General features: G+C 30.1%; 13 protein-coding genes and 1 pseudogene. 7 read left to right on the forward strand and 7 right to left on the reverse strand.

The window, feature by feature from the left end; all coding sequences use genetic code 11:
• Positions 1 to 396: 396 nt before the first annotated feature.
• The 5 genes and pseudogenes from dnaK to GFU93_RS10175 all read right to left on the reverse strand — a co-directional run.
• Positions 397 to 2,310: a molecular chaperone DnaK gene (dnaK, locus tag GFU93_RS02290; protein ID WP_105297971.1), complete on the reverse strand. Its 1,914-nt coding sequence runs from the start codon at positions 2,308 to 2,310 to the stop codon at positions 397 to 399.
• Positions 2,311 to 2,574: 264 nt separating this feature from the next.
• The gene (locus GFU93_RS02295) at positions 2,575 to 3,810 is read right to left on the reverse strand and encodes a M20 family metallo-hydrolase (protein WP_160566848.1); all 1,236 of its coding nucleotides are present in this window, start codon (positions 3,808 to 3,810) and stop codon (positions 2,575 to 2,577) included.
• Positions 3,803 to 4,303 (reverse strand): L-2-amino-thiazoline-4-carboxylic acid hydrolase, encoded by a 501-nt coding sequence (locus GFU93_RS02300; RefSeq protein WP_160566850.1) that lies wholly within the window; start codon positions 4,301 to 4,303, stop codon positions 3,803 to 3,805. The genes GFU93_RS02295 and GFU93_RS02300 overlap by 8 nt, the downstream gene beginning before the upstream one ends.
• Positions 4,304 to 4,326: 23 nt before the next feature.
• Complete coding sequence (locus GFU93_RS10170) at positions 4,327 to 5,112, reverse strand: amino acid ABC transporter ATP-binding protein (RefSeq protein WP_370456875.1); 786 nt, start codon at positions 5,110 to 5,112, stop codon at positions 4,327 to 4,329.
• 87 nt (positions 5,113 to 5,199) lie between these two features.
• Positions 5,200 to 6,720: pseudogene (locus GFU93_RS10175) on the reverse strand (ABC transporter substrate-binding protein/permease); the annotation flags it as partial.
• Positions 6,721 to 7,051: 331 nt separating this feature from the next.
• On the opposite strand from GFU93_RS10175, the gene GFU93_RS02310 reads away from it, so the two are divergent.
• Both GFU93_RS02310 and GFU93_RS02315 read left to right on the forward strand, forming a co-directional pair.
• On the forward strand, positions 7,052 to 7,864 hold the full coding sequence (locus tag GFU93_RS02310) for a M12 family metallopeptidase (protein ID WP_160566854.1): 813 nt from the start codon (positions 7,052 to 7,054) through the stop codon (positions 7,862 to 7,864).
• A gap of 97 nt (positions 7,865 to 7,961) precedes the next feature.
• A complete protein-coding gene (locus GFU93_RS02315) occupies positions 7,962 to 9,242 on the forward strand; it encodes a matrixin family metalloprotease (protein ID WP_160566856.1) in 1,281 nt (426 codons plus the stop codon).
• 83 nt (positions 9,243 to 9,325) lie between these two features.
• Here the strand turns inward: GFU93_RS02315 and GFU93_RS02320 are convergent, their stop codons facing one another.
• The gene (locus GFU93_RS02320; protein WP_105297977.1) at positions 9,326 to 10,918 is read right to left on the reverse strand and encodes a peptide chain release factor 3; all 1,593 of its coding nucleotides are present in this window, start codon (positions 10,916 to 10,918) and stop codon (positions 9,326 to 9,328) included.
• A 375-nt stretch (positions 10,919 to 11,293) separates the two neighbouring features.
• Here GFU93_RS02320 and GFU93_RS02325 point away from each other — a divergent pair, with 375 nt between their 5' ends.
• From GFU93_RS02325 to GFU93_RS02340, 4 genes are all read left to right on the forward strand, one after another.
• Complete coding sequence (locus GFU93_RS02325; RefSeq protein ID WP_160566858.1) at positions 11,294 to 12,352, forward strand: nucleoid-associated protein; 1,059 nt, start codon at positions 11,294 to 11,296, stop codon at positions 12,350 to 12,352.
• 54 nt (positions 12,353 to 12,406) lie between these two features.
• Positions 12,407 to 13,036 (forward strand): 4'-phosphopantetheinyl transferase superfamily protein, encoded by a 630-nt coding sequence (locus tag GFU93_RS02330; RefSeq protein ID WP_160566860.1) that lies wholly within the window; start codon positions 12,407 to 12,409, stop codon positions 13,034 to 13,036.
• 49 nt (positions 13,037 to 13,085) lie between these two features.
• Positions 13,086 to 14,960: a glycosyltransferase gene (locus GFU93_RS02335; RefSeq protein WP_160566861.1), complete on the forward strand. Its 1,875-nt coding sequence runs from the start codon at positions 13,086 to 13,088 to the stop codon at positions 14,958 to 14,960.
• 67 nt (positions 14,961 to 15,027) lie between these two features.
• Positions 15,028 to 15,504, forward strand: coding sequence for a CYTH domain-containing protein (locus GFU93_RS02340; protein WP_160566863.1), 477 nt, complete (start codon positions 15,028 to 15,030; stop codon positions 15,502 to 15,504).
• Between the two features lie 1,016 nt (positions 15,505 to 16,520).
• Here GFU93_RS02340 and GFU93_RS02345 read toward each other — a convergent pair.
• Positions 16,521 to 16,664, reverse strand: coding sequence for a hypothetical protein (locus GFU93_RS02345; RefSeq protein ID WP_160566865.1), 144 nt, complete (start codon positions 16,662 to 16,664; stop codon positions 16,521 to 16,523).
• A gap of 43 nt (positions 16,665 to 16,707) precedes the next feature.
• Between GFU93_RS02345 and GFU93_RS02350 the strand changes: the two genes are divergently transcribed.
• Entirely contained in the window at positions 16,708 to 17,892 is a 1,185-nt protein-coding gene (locus GFU93_RS02350; protein ID WP_160566868.1) for an MFS transporter, read from the forward strand.
• The last annotated feature ends 1,185 nt before the right edge of the window (positions 17,893 to 19,077 follow it).

Here is a 19,077-nt window from a genome sequence, read left to right on the forward strand (position 1 = left end):
TATACTGTTTTTTCATGTTTTGACTAATTAATAGACTAACCAACTTTTCTTTATCATATAAAACAAATAAAAAAAGAGTTATGATAATACATACTCTTTTTTAGTTTTAAATATTAAATAAACCCTTTTAAATTATGCCTCTATAGGATTCAAGGATTTTTAGAATGTTTATTAATAAAGATGAGGTATTAAGCATTTTTAATGGTAGTAAGTAGAAATTTTATTTTTCTAGCCAATATTTTCAAAATCATTTAAACCCTTTACTAGATTGAATTTTCCTAATTTTTTAATTTATCAAAAATGTACAATTTGTTTTTTCCTCTTATATATACATTAAAAAAACCTCAGAATTAAAATTCTGAGGTTTTCCAATTATACTGTGTATTATTTCTATTTTTATTTCACTTCTTCGAAATCTACATCTTCAACATTATCTCCCCCTTGATTAGGATTACTTGATGATCCTTCTCCTCCGCCTTGAGCTCCCGGATTTGCTCCTTCAGCTGTTTGACCGGATTTATATAAATCTTCTGAAGCGGAAGCCCATACAGCATTAATTTTTTCCATTGCCGTTTCAATTGCCGGAATGTCTTTGCTTTCATGTGCTTTTTTCAAGTCTGCCAACGCATCTTCAATCGGTTGTTTTTTCTCTGCTGGTAATTTTTCTCCAAATTCTTTTAATTGTTTTTCTGTTTGGAAAATCATTGCATCCGCAGAATTTAATTTCTCAACTTCTTCTTTTCTCTTTTTATCTGCTTCAGCGTTAGCTTCTGCTTCTTTCTTCATTTTTTCAATTTCTGCTTCACTTAATCCGGAAGATGCTTGAATTTTTATGGATTGTTCTTTTCCGGTTCCTTTATCTTTAGCCGATACGCTTAAAATACCGTTAGCATCAATATCGAAGGTTACTTCAATTTGTGGAACTCCTCTTGGTGCCGGTGGTATATCCACTAAATCGAATTTTCCGATTTCTTTATTATCGTTGAACATAGGTCGTTCTCCTTGCCCTACTCTAATAGTAACTGCCGGTTGATTATCTGCTGCAGTTGAAAACGTTTCAGATTTTTTAGTTGGAATGGTGGTATTGGCATCAATTAATTTGGTAAATACACCTCCGTAAGTTTCAATTCCTAAGGAAAGAGGAGTAACATCTAATAATAAAACATCTTTTACATCTCCTGTTAATACACCTCCTTGAATTGCAGCTCCAATAGCAACCACTTCATCAGGGTTTACTCCTTTGGAAGGTTTTTTACCGAAAAATTTTTCAACTTCTTCTTGGATCACCGGTATACGTGTTGAACCTCCGACTAATAATACTTCATCAATATCTGAAGTTTTTAATCCTGCATCTTCTAACGCTTTTTTACAAGGTTCCATAGATCTTTTAACAAGATCGGCTGCTAATTGTTCAAATTTTGCTCTTGTTAACGTTTTTACCAAGTGTTTTGGACCGGAAGCTGTAGCGGTAATATAAGGTAAATTTATCTCTGTTTGAGTAGATGAAGATAATTCTACTTTCGCTTTTTCAGCAGCTTCTTTCAATCTTTGTAATGCAATTGGATCTGCTTTTAAATCTACACCTTCTGCAGATTTGAATTCTTCTGCCAACCAATTAATGATTACATCATCAAAATCATCCCCTCCTAAGTGTGTATCTCCATTAGTTGACAATACTTCAAATACTCCGTCTCCTAAGTCAAGAATAGAAATATCAAAAGTACCTCCACCTAAGTCATATACTGCTACTTTTTGGTCTTTATGAGCTTTATCTAATCCGTAAGCCAAGGCTGCCGCGGTAGGCTCATTTATAATTCTTTCCACTTTTAAACCGGCAATTTCACCTGCTTCTTTCGTTGCTTGTCTTTGCGCATCATTAAAATAAGCAGGAACTGTAATTACTGCTCGATCTACAGTTTCTCCTAAGAAATCTTCTGCTGTTTTCTTCATTTTTTGAAGAATCATAGCAGAAATTTCTTGTGGAGTATATAATCTTCCGTTAATATCTACTCTTGGAGTATCGGAATCACCTTTTACTACTTTATAAGGAACTCTTGAAATTTCACCTGCATCTGATGAAAATCTAGTACCCATAAATCTTTTTATGGAATATACGGTATTGTGTGGATTGGTTACTGCTTGTCTTTTAGCAGGGTCCCCCACTTTAATTTCTCCATCTTCCATAAAAGCAACTACGGATGGAGTAGTTCTTTTTCCTTCAGCATTAGTAATAACGGTAGGATCGCTACCTTCCATTACAGCTACACAAGAATTCGTTGTTCCTAAATCAATTCCTATAATTTTACTCATGTTTATATTTTTTCTTTAATTACTTATGGTTATTAATTATACTAAATACTACTATTACTTATATAATTGTTTATGCAATTTCAATGATTATGCCATGAAGCATTATATAAACATTTGTCATAATTAATTTTTTTCAAGCTGACATATTGTCTAAGCATTTTTACTTCATCTTACAATTTCATCTATAATGGTAATTGAAAAGGTAGAACTTTAATGCTCTACCTTACCCACTTAATCTATTTAATCTATAAATTGGCTTATTCTTTATCTCTTAGATAAATGTTTTACTGCATTTAGTAAAACATTAGCACCGGAACTCATCCATTCCGGTTTAATTTCTTCCTTTTCGTTATGACTTATTCCATTAATACAAGGTATAAAAATCATGGAAGTCGGGGCTATTTTAGAAATATTACACGAGTCATGTCCGGCTCCTGAAACCATTGTTCTATGGGGATAATTTAAATTCTGAGCTACTTGGCGTACCACTTCAATGCAGGTATCATCAAAAGGTAAGGGAGGAAAGGATAATATAGGACGGATGTTATAGGTTAGATTTAATTTCTCGGCTATTTGATGTATTTTTTCGGACAATTGTTGATCCATCCTTTGTAATCCCTTTTCTGAAGGATGTCTAAATTCAACTGAAAACCAAGCTTTATCGGAAATAACATTTCTGGAATTTGGGGTAATTTTTATCATTCCAACGGTTGCCCTGCCCTCCGGTTTTTCATTTTTTCCTATCGTATTGACTTCAAGAACTGCCTCGGCAAGCCCAAGTAAGGCATCTTGACGTACTTCCATAGGAGTTGTTCCGGCATGAGAGGCCATCCCTGTGAATTCTACATCGTACCATTTTTGACCTAAAGCGCCGGTCACGATTCCTATTACTTCATTATGGTTTTCTAATATCGGCCCTTGCTCAATATGCAGTTCCAGCGAAGCATGGATTTTATAATTTGAAAAATTATCTTTTCCATCATATCCGATTCTTTCTAATTCTTGTTTAATAGTATTACCTTCACTATCTCTACACGACCAACCATCTTGTAAAGTAGTTAACCCTGAAAAAACGGCCGAACCTATCATGGCAGGAGCGAATCGTGAACCTTCTTCATTGGTCCAACTTACAACATCTATGGGGCGATCAGTCTTTATATTATGGTCATTCAATGAGTAAACAACTTCCAGGGCTGCTAATACCCCATAGATCCCGTCGTATTTACCTCCTAAGGGCTGACTATCTATGTGAGAACCTATAAGGACAGGATTCAAACGGTTATTTTCACCGGATCGTCTGGCAAAAATGTTTCCCATTGCATCTATTTTTATTGAACACCCGGCTTTCTTCGCCAGAGATACAAACAAATCACGAGCTTGTTTATCTAAATCTGTGAGCGTTAAACGATGTACCCCTCCATTTGGCGTACCTCCTATGGTAGCGAAATCGGCTAACCACGTTTGTAGTCTCTTAGAATTTATATGTAAATTATCATTCATTGGAAATATCTGTTTTCCCTTTTTCAAGTTTATAATGAAAATCACAAAAACCGTCTCCGTTCATTATGGTATGGGGACGAGTTAATTTTACATTTGGAGCATATCCTTCAATAAATTTAGCATCTCTGTTGCAGGAAAGTAAAAATCCAATTTCGCCCAAACCCATTTCATGATACATTTCTGCATATCGACATCTTTTCACGTTATAATCATATTGGTTCTCATTATTAACAACCACTTCTGTTTCTAATGCATCATCTTTTTCCCATAGATATTGGAGAGCTACAAAACTTTGTACTGAGGTTGGCCCATCTTCTTTTTGGGCAAAATCTTTTCCGGCCTGAATGGCTGCATTAGCAACGGCTTCTTCAATAATCGATTTTGCCTGTTCAAATCCATATTTTCTCTTTAAAATATCGTATATAGGTTTTATTATTTCTGCTTCAATTTTTCTTCTTTGTAAAATACCTATTTCTTCTTTTTGATTCTTCATACTTGTATTTACTTATGTTTATTTTAAATAGTATAATCGATGGGGGCAACATTTCCAATGAATTTTAGCAATCTTTCATCCTTGGATTTTTTCATTTGTTGAGGTTCTTCATTGTATAAAATTTTTCCTGATTCCATAAAAACAATTCTATCTGATACTTCAAATGCGAATTTCATTTCATGAGTAACAATTATCATAGTCATGCCTTCAGTAGATAATTCTTTTATAACTTTCAATACTTCTTGAACTAATTCGGGATCTAAAGCGGATGTTGGTTCATCAAATAACATAATATCGGGCTCTATAGCCAATGCTCTTGCTATGGCTACCCGCTGTTGCTGTCCTCCTGATAATTGGTGAGGGTATTTATTGGCATGAACCAACATACCTACTTTATCTAACATTGCCAATGCGTACATACGCAGCAGCTGTTTATCTTTATTTTTTTTATGATATAAAGGGGCCAACATAACATTTTCTAATACCGTTTTGTGTGGAAAAAGATTATACGATTGAAAAACCATACCTATCCTCATATCCTGAAGTTTCTTTTTTGATTTATGAAATTTACTTTTATTTTTAGCTATTAGAGAAACTTCTCCCATTTCAATTTCTCCTTCATCTATTGTTTCTAAACCGTTTATGGATCTTATTAAGGTACTTTTTCCGGATCCTGATGGACCTATAATACTAATTACTTTTCCCCAAGGAACGCTTAAACATATATTATTTAATACTAATGTAGCTCCAAATGTTTTTGTTATATTTTTTAATTCTAAAGCGGTTGAACCCTTATTCGTATTTTTTATCTTCGAGTATTCTCTTAATTTTTCAAAATCAACTTGTATTGAACTATCAATGTCTGTGCTTTTTTTATGGACATCAAATTTTGCTTCAAATTTGTTAATAATCCATGTTACTAAAGTAACTATTAATATGTAATAGATAGCAACTGCTAACAGGGTTTCCATAACCAGAAAGTTACGTGTATACAATTGCTGTCCAACCATCAATATTTCGGTCAAGGAAATCACCGATACCAATGAGGTTAACTTAACTATGGTTACGTATTGATTAGCGAGTGACGGTAAGGCTATCCTAAATGTTTGAGGGGCAACAATCAATCTCATGATCCCCCAGTAGGATAAACCCAGTGCTTTTCCCGCCTCATATTGTCCTTTGGGTATAGCTTGTAATGCTCCTCTATGTATTTCCGCTATATAGGCTGTTTCACTTAAAACTAAGGCTATTAAACCGGATATGAAGGGATTGGATAGTATTATCGAGCTTTGAGGCCAAATTTGAGGTAGATTATATATAAATATTAATAATACCAATAAAGGTAAACTCCTGAAAAACCAAATATAACCTTTGGAAATAGTTCTTATAAATGAATGAGAACTCTGTCCCATTAATGCTACTAAAAAGCCTAAAACTACTCCTATACACCAAGTTAATGTACTTAACTCGAATACAGTTAAACAAGCTTTCCAAAAATCTGTGTTAATAAATTGATTTTTAAAATATTTCCAATCGAAAATTGTATTCTTTTCTTGAGATGAAATCGATTCTTCATCTATCTTATATTTATGTAGTAATTCTTGACTTGGATAAGCCAAATTATATTTGTCCAACAGCTGCTGATATTCTCCCGATTTCCTTAGTTCTTGTATAACTTGTGCGATTTTATTTTTTAAGGCTATGTTATCATTTTTAAATGCTAAACCTATTAATACGGGATCTATCATTTCGTGTGTAGAAATTACCAATTTATCTCCTAATCTGTCAATTAACATTTTAGCTACTGCCGCATCTTCATATTGTACGTCCACGCCTTTGGATAATAACGCATGTGAAGCCTCGGGAGCGCTGGGGTATTCTTTAACTTCAATTGCTTGTTTATTATTCTTAAAACAGAAATTCTTGGTAACATCATTCAATTTAGGAATCCATGCCGCCCCTTTCATGGAAGAAATTTTCTTTCCGCATAAGTCTTGTAAGGATAACGGACGGTAGGATTCGTCTTTTCTAACAACTAATACACCTCCGGTTTGTAGATAGGGTAAAAACGAAACTTGTTGAGCTCGTTGCGGATTAATATACAATGCTGATGCTATAAGATCATAATGTCCGGCATTTAAGCCGATAATTATATTTTCTATTCTGGTATCTTTAAAGACTACTTTAAGATTTAATTTTTCTCCTATTAATCTCATTAAGTCTGGGTCAAAACCTCTGGGAATTCCTTCTAAATAGGCATAGGGAGCATAAGTTAGGTCAATACCAACCGCTAATTCGCCTTTTTTTAGAGTTTGTGATTGATAAATTGTTATACTAAATAGAAAGATTAGCACATATACATATTTAGAAAACAAAGTATAAAATCGAAGATCTATTTTATATAATTGGTTATTCACAAGCAATATTATTTTATTCAATATAAAAAACAACAAAGTTTAATTCCTATTAAACTGATAGACAAACTTACTTATTATTTGAATTATAATAAACTTATTTTTTTATCTTTTTATAAAATCTAAATAATTAAATTTTTATTCAACTTCTGCTTTTTGCAGTATTTAAAATTTTATAAAAGACAATTGGTTAATCAAATATAATTATCATATAATAATTTAAAAACACAATTATATCACATAATCACAATATTATATATACTTTTAATTTTAATTCAGAATATAAAATTAAATATTTTTTCCTATATTTGATAAATTTATAAATATTATGATTATGAAAAATTTTACTTTTTTTTTACTATTATTTTCATTTGCTTTCTTGGTTTCTTGTAATGAGGAATCATTAACTTCTGACATTTATCCTGAAAACAAATCCTCAGAAACTGAAAAATTTTGTGTGGATGCCTTTTTACCCGGAGATAATTTTCAGACCTCAGAATTGGATAAAGAAGTTTGCGGTTATGGTGTAACTACCATTATAAAAAAATGGAACCCCGGAGATACCATTAAAATTAAATTTCTAAATGGTTCTTCGTATTTACAAGATAAAGTCAAAAAATATGCAAGTGAATGGCTTCAGTTCGCTAATTTAACATTCAAATATGTTACTGCGGATCAATATGCCGATATTAAAATTAATTTTGATAACAGCGGAAAATCATGGTCTTATGTGGGCACCGATTCAAAATACATTTCTCAACAAAGTCCTTCTTTGAACTTTGGTTGGTTTACGGATTTTACTCCTGAAAATGAATTATCTAAAACAATTCTTCATGAATTCGGTCATGTTCTTGGATTACATCATGAACATCAAAACCCTAATTCAAATATAAAATGGAATAAACCGGTAGTATATGCTTATTTTGAAGGTGCACCTAATTATTGGAATAAGGACAAAGTGGATTTTGAAATTTTTTATAAATACAGCAAGGCTTTAACTAATTATTCGGCATTTGATAAACATTCTATCATGCTTATTTCATTTCCTGCTTCATTTACCTTAAATTATTGGCATAGTCAACCCAATTATAAATTATCTTCTACAGACAAGAAATTTATTGCTAAGCAATATCCAAGAAGTAAATAAATGTTTAAAATCACTTTATATAACTTCAGTTGTTTTATATAAAGTAATATTCTTAAAAATTTATCCTGGATTTATAAAACCTTAAAAAATCTTAAATATGAAAAAATTTACCTATTTATTTTTATTAATTGTAAGTCTATTTGTATATATAGTTTCCTGTACTGAAGATTCATTAAATTCTGATATTGTACCGGACAAAAGTACAGCTCAAAAAGAACATTTTTGTTTAGATGCTTATTTACCAAATGACATTATTCAACCCCAAGATTCAACTCAAGACGTTATTGCTAATGGAGTAATTAATAAATTTAATAAATGGAATACAGGACAAACTATAAAAATTAAATTTTTAAACGGAAACTCTTATTTACAGAATAAAGTAAAACAATTTGCCGGTGAATGGTTGAAATATGCTAATTTAAACTTTGAATATGTTCCTGCTTATCAATATGCTGATATAAAAATAAATTTTGATAATAGTGGTCAGTCTTGGTCTTATATTGGAACTGATGCTAGATCTATTACTCAACGTATTCCTACCATGAATTTCGGGTGGTTTACAGATTCAACTCCTGATTACGAGTTTTCAAGGACAATAATTCACGAATTCGGACATGCACTTGGTTTACAACATGAGCATCAAAGCCCCGCTGCTAATATTCAGTGGAATAGACAGAAAGTATATGAATATTATGCCGGAGAACCTAATTATTGGAACCAAGCGTATGTTGATAGTAATGTTTTAAATAAATATAATTCAACTACTACTAATTATTCTTCCTTTGACAGTCAATCAATCATGCTTTATTCTATTCCTGCATCTTTAACTTTAAATGGGTGGTCAAGCGGTTGGAATACCGCACTTTCCGAAATGGATAAAAGATTTATATCTGAACAATATCCCGGCAGGTATGCATATGTGGAAACAAAAAATTTCTACAGATATAATATAAACGGACAGCATTTTTATACATCAAATTATAATGAATTAGGAAATAAACATTTTGAGGGGATATTAGGAAAAATTTATGCTAATCAAGTTGAAGGATCTTATCCTATATACAGATATTATAATTTTTTAAACGGTGATCGTTTATCTACACTTGATTGGAACGAATTAAAAAACGGTGGACAAGGAGGATGGATTTTTGAAGGCATATCCGGTTATGCATTCAATACTCAAAAACCTAATACAATTCCGGTTTATCGTTTTTACAAATCATATAAAAAGAAATCGGATCATTTGCTCACCACCAACAAAAATGAACTTAAAATCTGGATATCCGAGGATGGTTCGTTAGTTTTAGGTAAAGGTAAAAGTTATATTCCCATTAATATATATAGATATGAAGGCATAGCATTTTATATTTTAAGATAATAGTAACAGATACTATTATTCGTTAAAAAAAGAGAGCTAAAAAAAATTTAGCTCTCTTTTACAATGCTTTTTATATATTTTACCTAAAATTCATTCGTAAAATGAAGTTTTACCGATGGAAATTTTTCTTGAGTCATGGTTATACTAAATGCAGAATCAGCTAAGAAGACTAATTGCCCAAACTTATCTTTAGCTAAGAATTTTTGTTTCACCCGCTTAAATTCTAAAAATTCCGATGATTTTTCATCCTCTGTTTCCACCCAACATGCTTTATGTATATGAATTGGTTCATAACTGCATTTTGCTGAATACTCATGTTCTAAACGATATTGTATTACTTCAAATTGCAGCGCACCCACTGTTCCTATGATTTTCCTGTTATTCATTTCCAATGTGAATAATTGCGCAACTCCTTCATCCATTAATTGATCAATACCTTTTGCCAACTGCTTGGTTTTCATAGGGTCTTCATTATTTATATAACGGAAATGTTCCGGTGAAAACGATGGAATTCCCTTGAAATTTAATTTTTCTCCTTCTGTTAAGGTGTCCCCGATCCTGAAATTACCGGTATCGTGCAAACCAACAATATCTCCGGGAAAACTTTCTTCCACAACCTCTTTTTTATCTGCAAAAAAAGCTGCAGGACTGCTAAATTTCATGGTTTTATTTTGACGTACATGCAGATAATTGGTATTTCGTTTAAAAGTTCCGGATACAATTTTTACAAAAGCTAAACGATCCCGATGTTTAGGATCCATATTGGCATGAATTTTAAATACAAATCCCGTAAAACTCGTTTCTTCCGGTTTAACTAATCGTATATCGCTCATTTTAGGTAGCGGATTGGGTGCAATTTCAACGAATGCATCTAATAATTCCTGAACTCCAAAATTATTTAATGCGGAACCGAAAAATACCGGCTGTAAGGTTCCGTTCAAATATTCTTCTTTTGAAAATTTTGGGTAAACCGAGTGTATTAATTCTTGTTCATTCCTAAGATTTTCAGCTGCTTGGTCGCCAATAAGTTCATTTACTATTGGATCATTTATATCTTTAATCTCAATACTCTCTCCTACTTTTTGTTTTTTTTCTTCGGTGAAGAATTTAAAATTATTCTCCCACATATTAAAGATTCCTTGAAAATCTAATCCCATACCGATGGGCCAAGATAATGGTGTAACCCTTAATTGTAACTTTTGTTCAACTTCATCTAATAAATCAAAGGCATCTTTACCCTCGCGATCGAGTTTATTGATAAATACCAACATAGGAATATTCCTCATTCTACAAACTTGAACCAATTTTTCGGTTTGTTCTTCAACTCCTTTGGCTACATCTATAACTACAATTACTGAATCTACGGCAGTTAGTGTTCTATAGGTATCTTCGGCAAAATCTTTATGCCCGGGTGTATCTAATATGTTTATTTTTTTTCCTTTATATTCAAAGGCTAATACGGAAGTAGCAACCGAAATACCTCTTTGTCTTTCAATCTCCATAAAATCTGAGGTTGCCCCTTTTTTGATTTTATTGCTTTTTACAGCTCCTGCTTCTTGAATCGCTCCACCAAATAAAAGTAATTTTTCTGTTAAGGTTGTTTTACCAGCATCCGGATGGGATATAATTCCAAAAGTTTTCCTTCTTTTAATTTCTTTTTCTAGAGTGGTTCCCATATATTATTAAATGTTTGCAAATATAAACTATTTAAAATTTCTAATTTTAATGTAATTGATTAGTTTTTTGTAGAATTTTTATAATGAATAAGATAAATAATTAATAAAAATCCGATTCAAATTTTTTAGAAGAATATTAAAGTTAATTCATAAATATTTTTATTTAAAATAGTTTTAACTGAATTCTAAAAAATATTGATATCATTTTAAATGAAAATAAGATTTTTTGATTTTGGATTTCACTAATTTATTTTAGAACAAGGAGTTTGTTTAGTGTAAATTACATTATTTCAATAATCAAAATAAATTAGTAATGAATATTATTTACTGATATTTTTAAATGAATTACTTTTGTAATTCTTATCAGGCAAATTTATGACGATTAATTTAAAACATGCTGTAATTTCCAAATTAACTTTACAATTTTCCGGTAATAAACTTCGTGAAGAAAAAAACATTTATGCCGGTGATTTATTTCATTTAAATGAAAAAGAAGAAGAGTCTATGCAACCCTTTTTCCTTTCCCCTTTTAAAAAAAATTTGGAATACTATGAATTTACTCATTATACACAAGACATAAATTTTAATATTTTATATTCTTTATGTAAAGATGTTTTTGAAGATTCCATAGATTTTGTAAGTTTTTCAGACAAAGTTTTGGATCACCTTTACGAAAGATCCAATCACCCACAAATTAAAAAAGGCGAAATTTTTATTGCTTTATTCAATGATATTGATATTGGACAGGAGTCTAAAATTTCCGGCATCGGGATATTCAAGCTAGAAAATAAAAACAAATTTCTTCGATTTAAACATTCTGACATTGTTGAATGCGCCATACAGAAAGGTTTTAGATTAGACTCATCCATTGATAAGAGTTGTTTAATACTTAATACACATAAAGAAAGTGGTTATAAAATATTGGTACATGATGATGCTCATGTTGAATCCGAATATTGGAAAAAGTCTTTTCTGGAAGTAGATTATATTAAAGATGATTCGTATCAGACTAAAAATTATATTAATTTATTATCTGATTTTTCACAACAAGTAATTTTTGAGGAAAAAGGAAAAAAAATTCAAACTGAATTTATCAGTAATTGTCTTCAAGTATTTAATGAAAATGAAACCATAACAGAAGAAATTTTAGAGAAGGAATTATTGGAAAATTATGATATGGTTGATGAATTCAAATCATATAAAAAAGATTATTCAGAAAATTCAGGGGTTCAATTTTCGGAAATTTTTGATGTGTCAACCAATGCATTAGCTAGGGAAAAAAGAAAAATTAAAACTGATATCAAATTAGATACATATATTCAAATTAAATTAGACATTAACAGACCTGAAGCTTCCGAAGATTTTCTTGAGCAAGGGTATGATGAAGAAAAGAAAATGTTTTATTACAAAGTATTTTACAATTCAGAGTTATAAGAGAATTATTATAATTTTATATATTTACTTACTAATCTATTTAAATTATCTTAAATGCCTATTGTAGATTTTATTATACCTGATTATTTTACGAGAATAGTTACTTGGAAAGTCAGTGAAACTAATGAGGAATTGTTACGGATATTAAAATTAGATAACATAAGACAAGGTAAATATGATTCGTTAACCCCTAAAAGAAAACGAGAATATTTGGGATTACGAGCTTGTTTAATGGCTTTAGGTTTAGATAGTACCGTGAAATATACTAAAGAAGGTAAACCCTATGTTGAAGGAACTTACAATATTTCCGTATCTCATTCACACGGAGTAGTCTGTGTTGGTGCTTCGTCTTTTAATATTGGAGTAGATATTGAATTGGAAAGAGATGAAAAAATTAATAATATAAAATATAAGTTTATTCGAAAGGATGAATTTGAATTCATACCGAAAGGTGAGGAAAAGGACTATTATCATATTTTATGGGGATTAAAAGAAGCCCTATATAAAATACACCATGGAAACTTATGGTCTTTTTTAAATCACTATAGAGTAGAACCCTTTCAATTGAAAAGTGATAAACCTATTGTATGTTGGATTATTGATGAAAAAGCGAGTGTTAAATATTATGCCTACTATAGAAAAATAAATAATTATTACATGACCTATGTTCTTAATTATGAATAATTTTTTTTTCTAATTTTGCCGAACTATTTTATAACTTAATATTATATTTTTGAAAAAAGCATTAATTATACAAAATAAATTTATCGGGGATGTTTTAGTGGCCAGTGTACTTGCTAAAAATTTAAAAAAAATATTTCCCAACATCGAAGTTCATTTTTTTTGTTATAACAATGCTATTTATATCCTTCAAAACAATCCTTATATCGACAAAATAATTGAGTTTGATGATATTGAATTAAAAAAGCTTTCTGTTTTATGGAAGTATACAAAATATATTAAAAATGAAAAATATGATATACTTTTAGATCCTTACGCTAAATTACAAAGTCGTTTCATAACTTTGTTTTCTAAAGCTAAGAGGAAAATTAGTTATGATAAACCTTTTTTTAAATATTTTTATACGGATGTTTTTGTAGAGGAAAAGTTTCCTAAATTTATCCATTGTACTTCTATTGAAAATAGATGCCTTTTACTTTCTCCTTTTGTAGATGATATTACAAAAATTGATTTTCAAACCGAAATATTTTTAACTGATCAAGAAATTAATAATGCTAAAAAATTAATGATCAGTTCCGGAGTCAGTTTTATTAAACCGGTCCTAATGGTTGGAATATTGGGAAGCAGTTTAAAAAAATCTTGGCCTCTATCGTATATGGCGGAGTTAATCAATTACTTGTTAAAATATTATGATATAGATATTTTATTTAATTATATTCCTAGTCAGCAAAAAGAAGCGGATGATCTTTTAAAAGAAATTGAACATAAAGAAAAAATATTTACTTCCATTCTTGGAAATAATATTCGAGAATTTGCTTCCATTTTATCTAATTGCAATGCACTTATAGCCAACGAGGGAGGAGCTGTTAATATTGCAAAGGCTATACAAAAGCCCACGTTTTCAATTTTTTCCCCGCACAAGTTCAGAAAAGATTGGGGATGCTATGAAAATTTATTTATTCATAAGAGTTTTCATCTTATGGATATATATCCTGAAATTTATACGGAATATCCTCTTAAAGAAATTTTACGTAAGCCTGAACCTTTTTATAAACTAATGAAACCGAAAATGTTACTTGGCAAAATTGATCATTTTTTACAAAATATCTTAGGAATTGAGAAAACAAATTCCTATTTACCTCAAGAAATTAAAGACAATAAACCAAAAATCACCGCTTTATGTATCACATATAATGAAGAAGATAATGTAGATCGTTTTATGAAAGACATTTCTTTTGCCGATGAGATAATTGTAGTGGATTCATTTAGCACAGATAAAACTAAGGAACGTTTCAAAAAATATCCTAATGTAATTTTCATTGAAAGAGTATTTGATAATTTCACTAATCAAAAGAATTTTGCAATTGAACGCGCAACTCATGAATGGATTGTCTTTTTTGATTTAGACGAACATATCCCCACTCCTTTAATTAATGAAATTTTAAATACTGTAAATTCCCTTAACCCTAAAGACGCCTATTGGATAAAAAGAAATTTTTACTTTAAAGACAAACTCCTGAAACATAGCGGATGGAAGAATGATAAAGTAATACGTTTATTTAAAAAAGATAAATCCTTATATAAAAGCAGTAAACTTGTTCATGAAGAAATAGAATGTAAAACCGAACCGGGTTATTTAAAAAATAGATTGGACCATTATTCTTTTAATTCTGAAAAAAAATATTTGGATAAGTTAGATAAATATTCCCGACTAAAGGCAAAAGAATTATTTGAAAAGGGTAAAAAATCTAATTTTTTACATCACCATATTAAACCTATATATCGTTTTCTCCATCATTATATTATTCAATTTGGTTTTTTAGATGGAAAAGAGGGATATATTATTTCTAAAATGTATTCTCAATATGTTTCCGACAGATATAAATATTTAGATCAACTTTGGAAAGCTAAAAAGAATAAAAATTAAATTCAAAAATTTGTATTTTTTTATAATTTACAAATGAAATATTCAATAAAATTGTTTATTACATCCTATGGGACAAGAAATTGAAAGGAAATATTTAATTACAGGAGAATTTAAATCGAAGGCTATTAAAAGTTTACAAATTAAACAAGGATATCTATCTTCAATACCTGAAAGAACTGTACGTGTTAGAATCCAAGACAATCAAGGTTTTTTAACCATTAAAGGTTCAAATAAAAAAAATAGTATAAGCAGATTTGAGTGGGAAAAGGAAATCACAAAAGAAGAGGCTAATGAACTTATACAATTATGTGAAGTAGGTATTATAGATAAAATAAGATATATTGTTCCCTTTGGAGATAAAATAATTGAAGTAGATGAGTTTTATGGTGAGAACGAAGGACTAATCCTTGCAGAAATTGAATTAGATGATGAAAATGAAAATATTGAGAAACCGAATTGGTTAGGGAAAGAAGTCACAGCTGATCCCAGATATTACAATTCAATGCTTATGAAAAATCCTTATAAAAATTGGGATAATAAATAATTTTTATTTTAAAATAATCTTACAATTAAATCTATTAAATCTATTAACCTAAATTTTAAATTATTAAATAATTTACCAATCACCATAGAAATAGCTAATATAATACAAGAATATTTAAAGTGTTTTTATTTAATAATTTAATTGTTACTCTTAATATAATTATTTAATTAAAAACTTAAATAAAAATTATATTCAGAAATAGTATATTGAATCATAGAAACATAATAAATATATTATACTGATTTATAAAGAATGGCAATTAATAATTGTCTTTTACATTTTCAACTCACCCGAATTTATATTATATTAAGTATTTATAATGATATAATGGCATAAATTTTGTCTAATATATCTAACTAAAACATTATCAAATTTGTATTATATTCAAATGTTGTGGGAGGAAATAGTCATTCTGTTATTGCTTGTGATAGGGAAGTACTTTTTAATTTTTAAATAATGTTCTTTCAAATGTTACCAATTAAATGGCTGCAGAAAAGTTTGATACAATTTTACTAAATGTTGATTGGGATAATTTATTTGATTCATCATCAACCTCTCTCTAAATATTAATTACCTCACGGGATTAATTTGCCGGCAGCAGTGGTACAATGGTTAGAAGAGGGAATGGATTTTTTATCTTGAAATCAATTAATTAGAACCTTTATTAATAGTTTAATAATTAATCGCCACCAAACCGAATGGTCGGCACTGTTAGAAAATGAGGAGGTTCTAGAAGATGTTATTTCTTTTATACAAAATGTAGCTTGGAAATCAATTCATAAATATATTGCCTTACATATAATGGATTCGAATGATGAAAGTGCCGGTACTATTAACTTATCAGGTAGAAAAACATTAAGATTAACAGTACATGAAAAACGAGATTAAAAGGATAAACCAGCTATTTATATTAAGGCCTAGTGTCTCAACATATTTTGTTGGGTTGTCTTCAATCCAAAAATATTATTTTTGAAAGCTTTGCAAGGTTTAACATAGGTAATTAATGTTGTTCCTGTTCAGCTTGAGTCAGGTGAGTCATATCTTTTATTTGATTGGTTAGTTGGTTCACAACAGCCTTTATGTATGGTTGAGCCGGGAGTTATACCAACTGAAGAGTTAATAAATGAAGCTTTAAATAACATGCATAATTGAATAAACATAATTAATTTATTAAATCAATTTCATATAAAAGGAGTGAATATTATGCATCTTCCATCGAAAGATATTATTGTGTTGGCTGTGGGTCAGGCATTAACTACAACTGTTGTTTCGATGCTAACAACAGTCTCAAGCCTTTCCGGTTCATATTTATCACCCAGCCCTTCACTTAATACACTACCAGTAACTGCTACAGTTATTGGTACTTTATTGATGATATATCCTGCCTCATGGTTGATGGGGATACTTGGTCGTAAAGGTGGATTTATATTTAAAGCCGGTGTGGGAATTTTAGGAGGAATAATATGCTGTTCAGCCTTGTTGTTGAATCATTTTTATGTACTCGTCCTAGGAGCTTTGTTATTAGGTATTTTTAGTGCTTTTGGTCAATATTATCGGTTTGCAGCAATTGATGCCGCTAAAAACTCAAAGGAGCATGCTTCTGCAATATCTGTTGTAATGGGGGCCGGGGTGATAGGTGGTATTGCCGGTCCTTTTCTCAGTAGTCACTTTTCCGAGTTATTTTCACCGGTACCCTATGCTGGTTCTTTTGTAGCTATCATTACTGTTTGTGTTTGTTTAGCCTTATCACAGTTATTCCTTTCCAGTGATTTAGGACGTACGGTTAGCCCTACTCCAGATGTAATTAAAACATCAGATCACAAACATAAGTTATTAAGCTCGAATTTTATTCAGATTAGTATTATTTGTACTATTGCTTTTGCTGTAATGACTCTAACCATGAATGCCGCACCATTATCATTGCATAAATCTTGCTTTGCTTTAACGACTGCATCTATTGTCTTGCAGGTACATTTTATTATGATGTATTTGCCGTCCTTTTTTAATCCTAGCTTAGTGAAAATTATTGGGCTTAAGGGGCTAGTTACCATCGGAGTTTTAAGTAGTGCATTAGGTTGCTTATTAACTTTATTACCTAACCAAACTCTTGAAATTTATATGATTGAACTCGGCTTATCCGGTATAGGATGGAATTTTATGTTCAATGGTGGAACACTTCTATTGACAAAAACATACAGTCCAGCCATGAAAACAAAAGCTCAAGGATTAAACTCCTTATTTGTATATACAGGTAATATCGTTGCTTCATTTTCAGCCGGCGCTTTAATGTACCTATCTGGCTGGCAACTAGTTAATTTAATTTGTATTCCATTACTATGTACATCCATATTTATTTTATGGAAACTAAGACTTGGTAACATTACTTAATTAGAATTCACTTTAAGCTTACTTTTAGTGAACTGCTGAAATTAGTTATATTTTCAATTTTTTTGTTTATAAGATATAATAAGTCGAGTATCAGCAAAATGAAGGTAATATCTATTCTTCTGACTAAAGTTCCTAGAAAATAGTTTTAATATCTTGATATAAGAGACAATTCCGATGTTTTTTTTACTTGCTGTTGATAATATACTGATGCTTACCACCGGCCGGACGATAATAATAACGACCAACAACCGTTAACCGGTTTTTAGCGGGTTTATAGTGCTGTCTTAATAAAATGGCAGCAATATCCAAATGGGTATACGGCTAAATTAATTGGCAAGTAGATTTAACTTGTTGTCCAAAATAGCGAATATTCAGTTACCTAAGTCCTATATCAATGCGTTTAGGTACTGTTTCTTTAGTGTTTGGAGAAGTTTTTGGCAGGCTTTTGCTTCAATTTTTAAACCAATAGGCTTTACCGGCACTATTGAGTGTGCAAGTCCAACGTTCATAAGACAGTGAATTTTTTGTTGTAGTTAGTTTTAAGCCCCGTAATTTTAATAGGGCTTTTTTTATTTAATACAAAACATTAATTCTATATTTAAACAATACTCATCATTCAATTATAATTTTTTAAGGATATTTTAAACCTTATATTTAAAATATTTAATTTACTTGCGCAACTAAATGGCACAAATATTGTTTTATTATAAATGTTCATAAGGCAGTGAATTTTCGTAGTAGTTAGTTTTAAACCCCATTAATTATGGGGTTTTTTTATTTATATATTTAAAATATTGATAGTATTTATTTTACAAAACACCTTATGATATAATTATTACTATTTTCATAGTAGTAAACATTAAATTTTAAAATTTATAAATTACTTGCACAACTCAATGGCACAAATATTGTTTTACTATAAATGTTCATAAGGCAGTGAATTTTCGTAGTAGTTAGTTTTAAGCCCTGTTATTATTAATAGGGCTTTTTTATTACCTTAATTAAAAATTTATCTTATACAATTGCATAATTTCCATAATTTTATAACATTTAATTATTATAAAATAAATATTATATACAAATAACAATTTCATAAAATTATGGCATGAATTTTGTTTTAAAATAAATGTTCATAAGGCAGTGAATTTTCATAGTAGTTAGTTTTAAGTCTCACTTTAAGTAGTG

Origin of the sequence: Apibacter sp. B3546 (assembly GCF_009827885.1) — a bacterium.
Classification (GTDB): domain Bacteria; phylum Bacteroidota; class Bacteroidia; order Flavobacteriales; family Weeksellaceae; genus Apibacter.

Bases quoted from the DNA above. Each gene is read 5' to 3' on its own strand.
- dnaK (WP_105297971.1), bottom strand. From the start codon at position 2,310: ATGAGTAAAATTATAGGAATTGATTTAGGAACAACGAATTCTTGTGTA.
- GFU93_RS02295 (WP_160566848.1), bottom strand. From the start codon at position 3,810: ATGAATGATAATTTACATATAAATTCTAAGAGACTACAAACGTGGTTA.
- GFU93_RS02300 (WP_160566850.1), bottom strand. From the start codon at position 4,303: ATGAAGAATCAAAAAGAAGAAATAGGTATTTTACAAAGAAGAAAAATT.
- GFU93_RS02310 (WP_160566854.1), top strand. From the start codon at position 7,052: ATGAAAAATTTTACTTTTTTTTTACTATTATTTTCATTTGCTTTCTTG.
- GFU93_RS02315 (WP_160566856.1), top strand. From the start codon at position 7,962: ATGAAAAAATTTACCTATTTATTTTTATTAATTGTAAGTCTATTTGTA.
- GFU93_RS02320 (WP_105297977.1), bottom strand. From the start codon at position 10,918: ATGGGAACCACTCTAGAAAAAGAAATTAAAAGAAGGAAAACTTTTGGA.
- GFU93_RS02325 (WP_160566858.1), top strand. From the start codon at position 11,294: ATGACGATTAATTTAAAACATGCTGTAATTTCCAAATTAACTTTACAA.
- GFU93_RS02330 (WP_160566860.1), top strand. From the start codon at position 12,407: ATGCCTATTGTAGATTTTATTATACCTGATTATTTTACGAGAATAGTT.
- GFU93_RS02340 (WP_160566863.1), top strand. From the start codon at position 15,028: ATGGGACAAGAAATTGAAAGGAAATATTTAATTACAGGAGAATTTAAA.
- GFU93_RS02345 (WP_160566865.1), bottom strand. From the start codon at position 16,664: ATGTTTATTCAATTATGCATGTTATTTAAAGCTTCATTTATTAACTCT.
- GFU93_RS02350 (WP_160566868.1), top strand. From the start codon at position 16,708: ATGCATCTTCCATCGAAAGATATTATTGTGTTGGCTGTGGGTCAGGCA.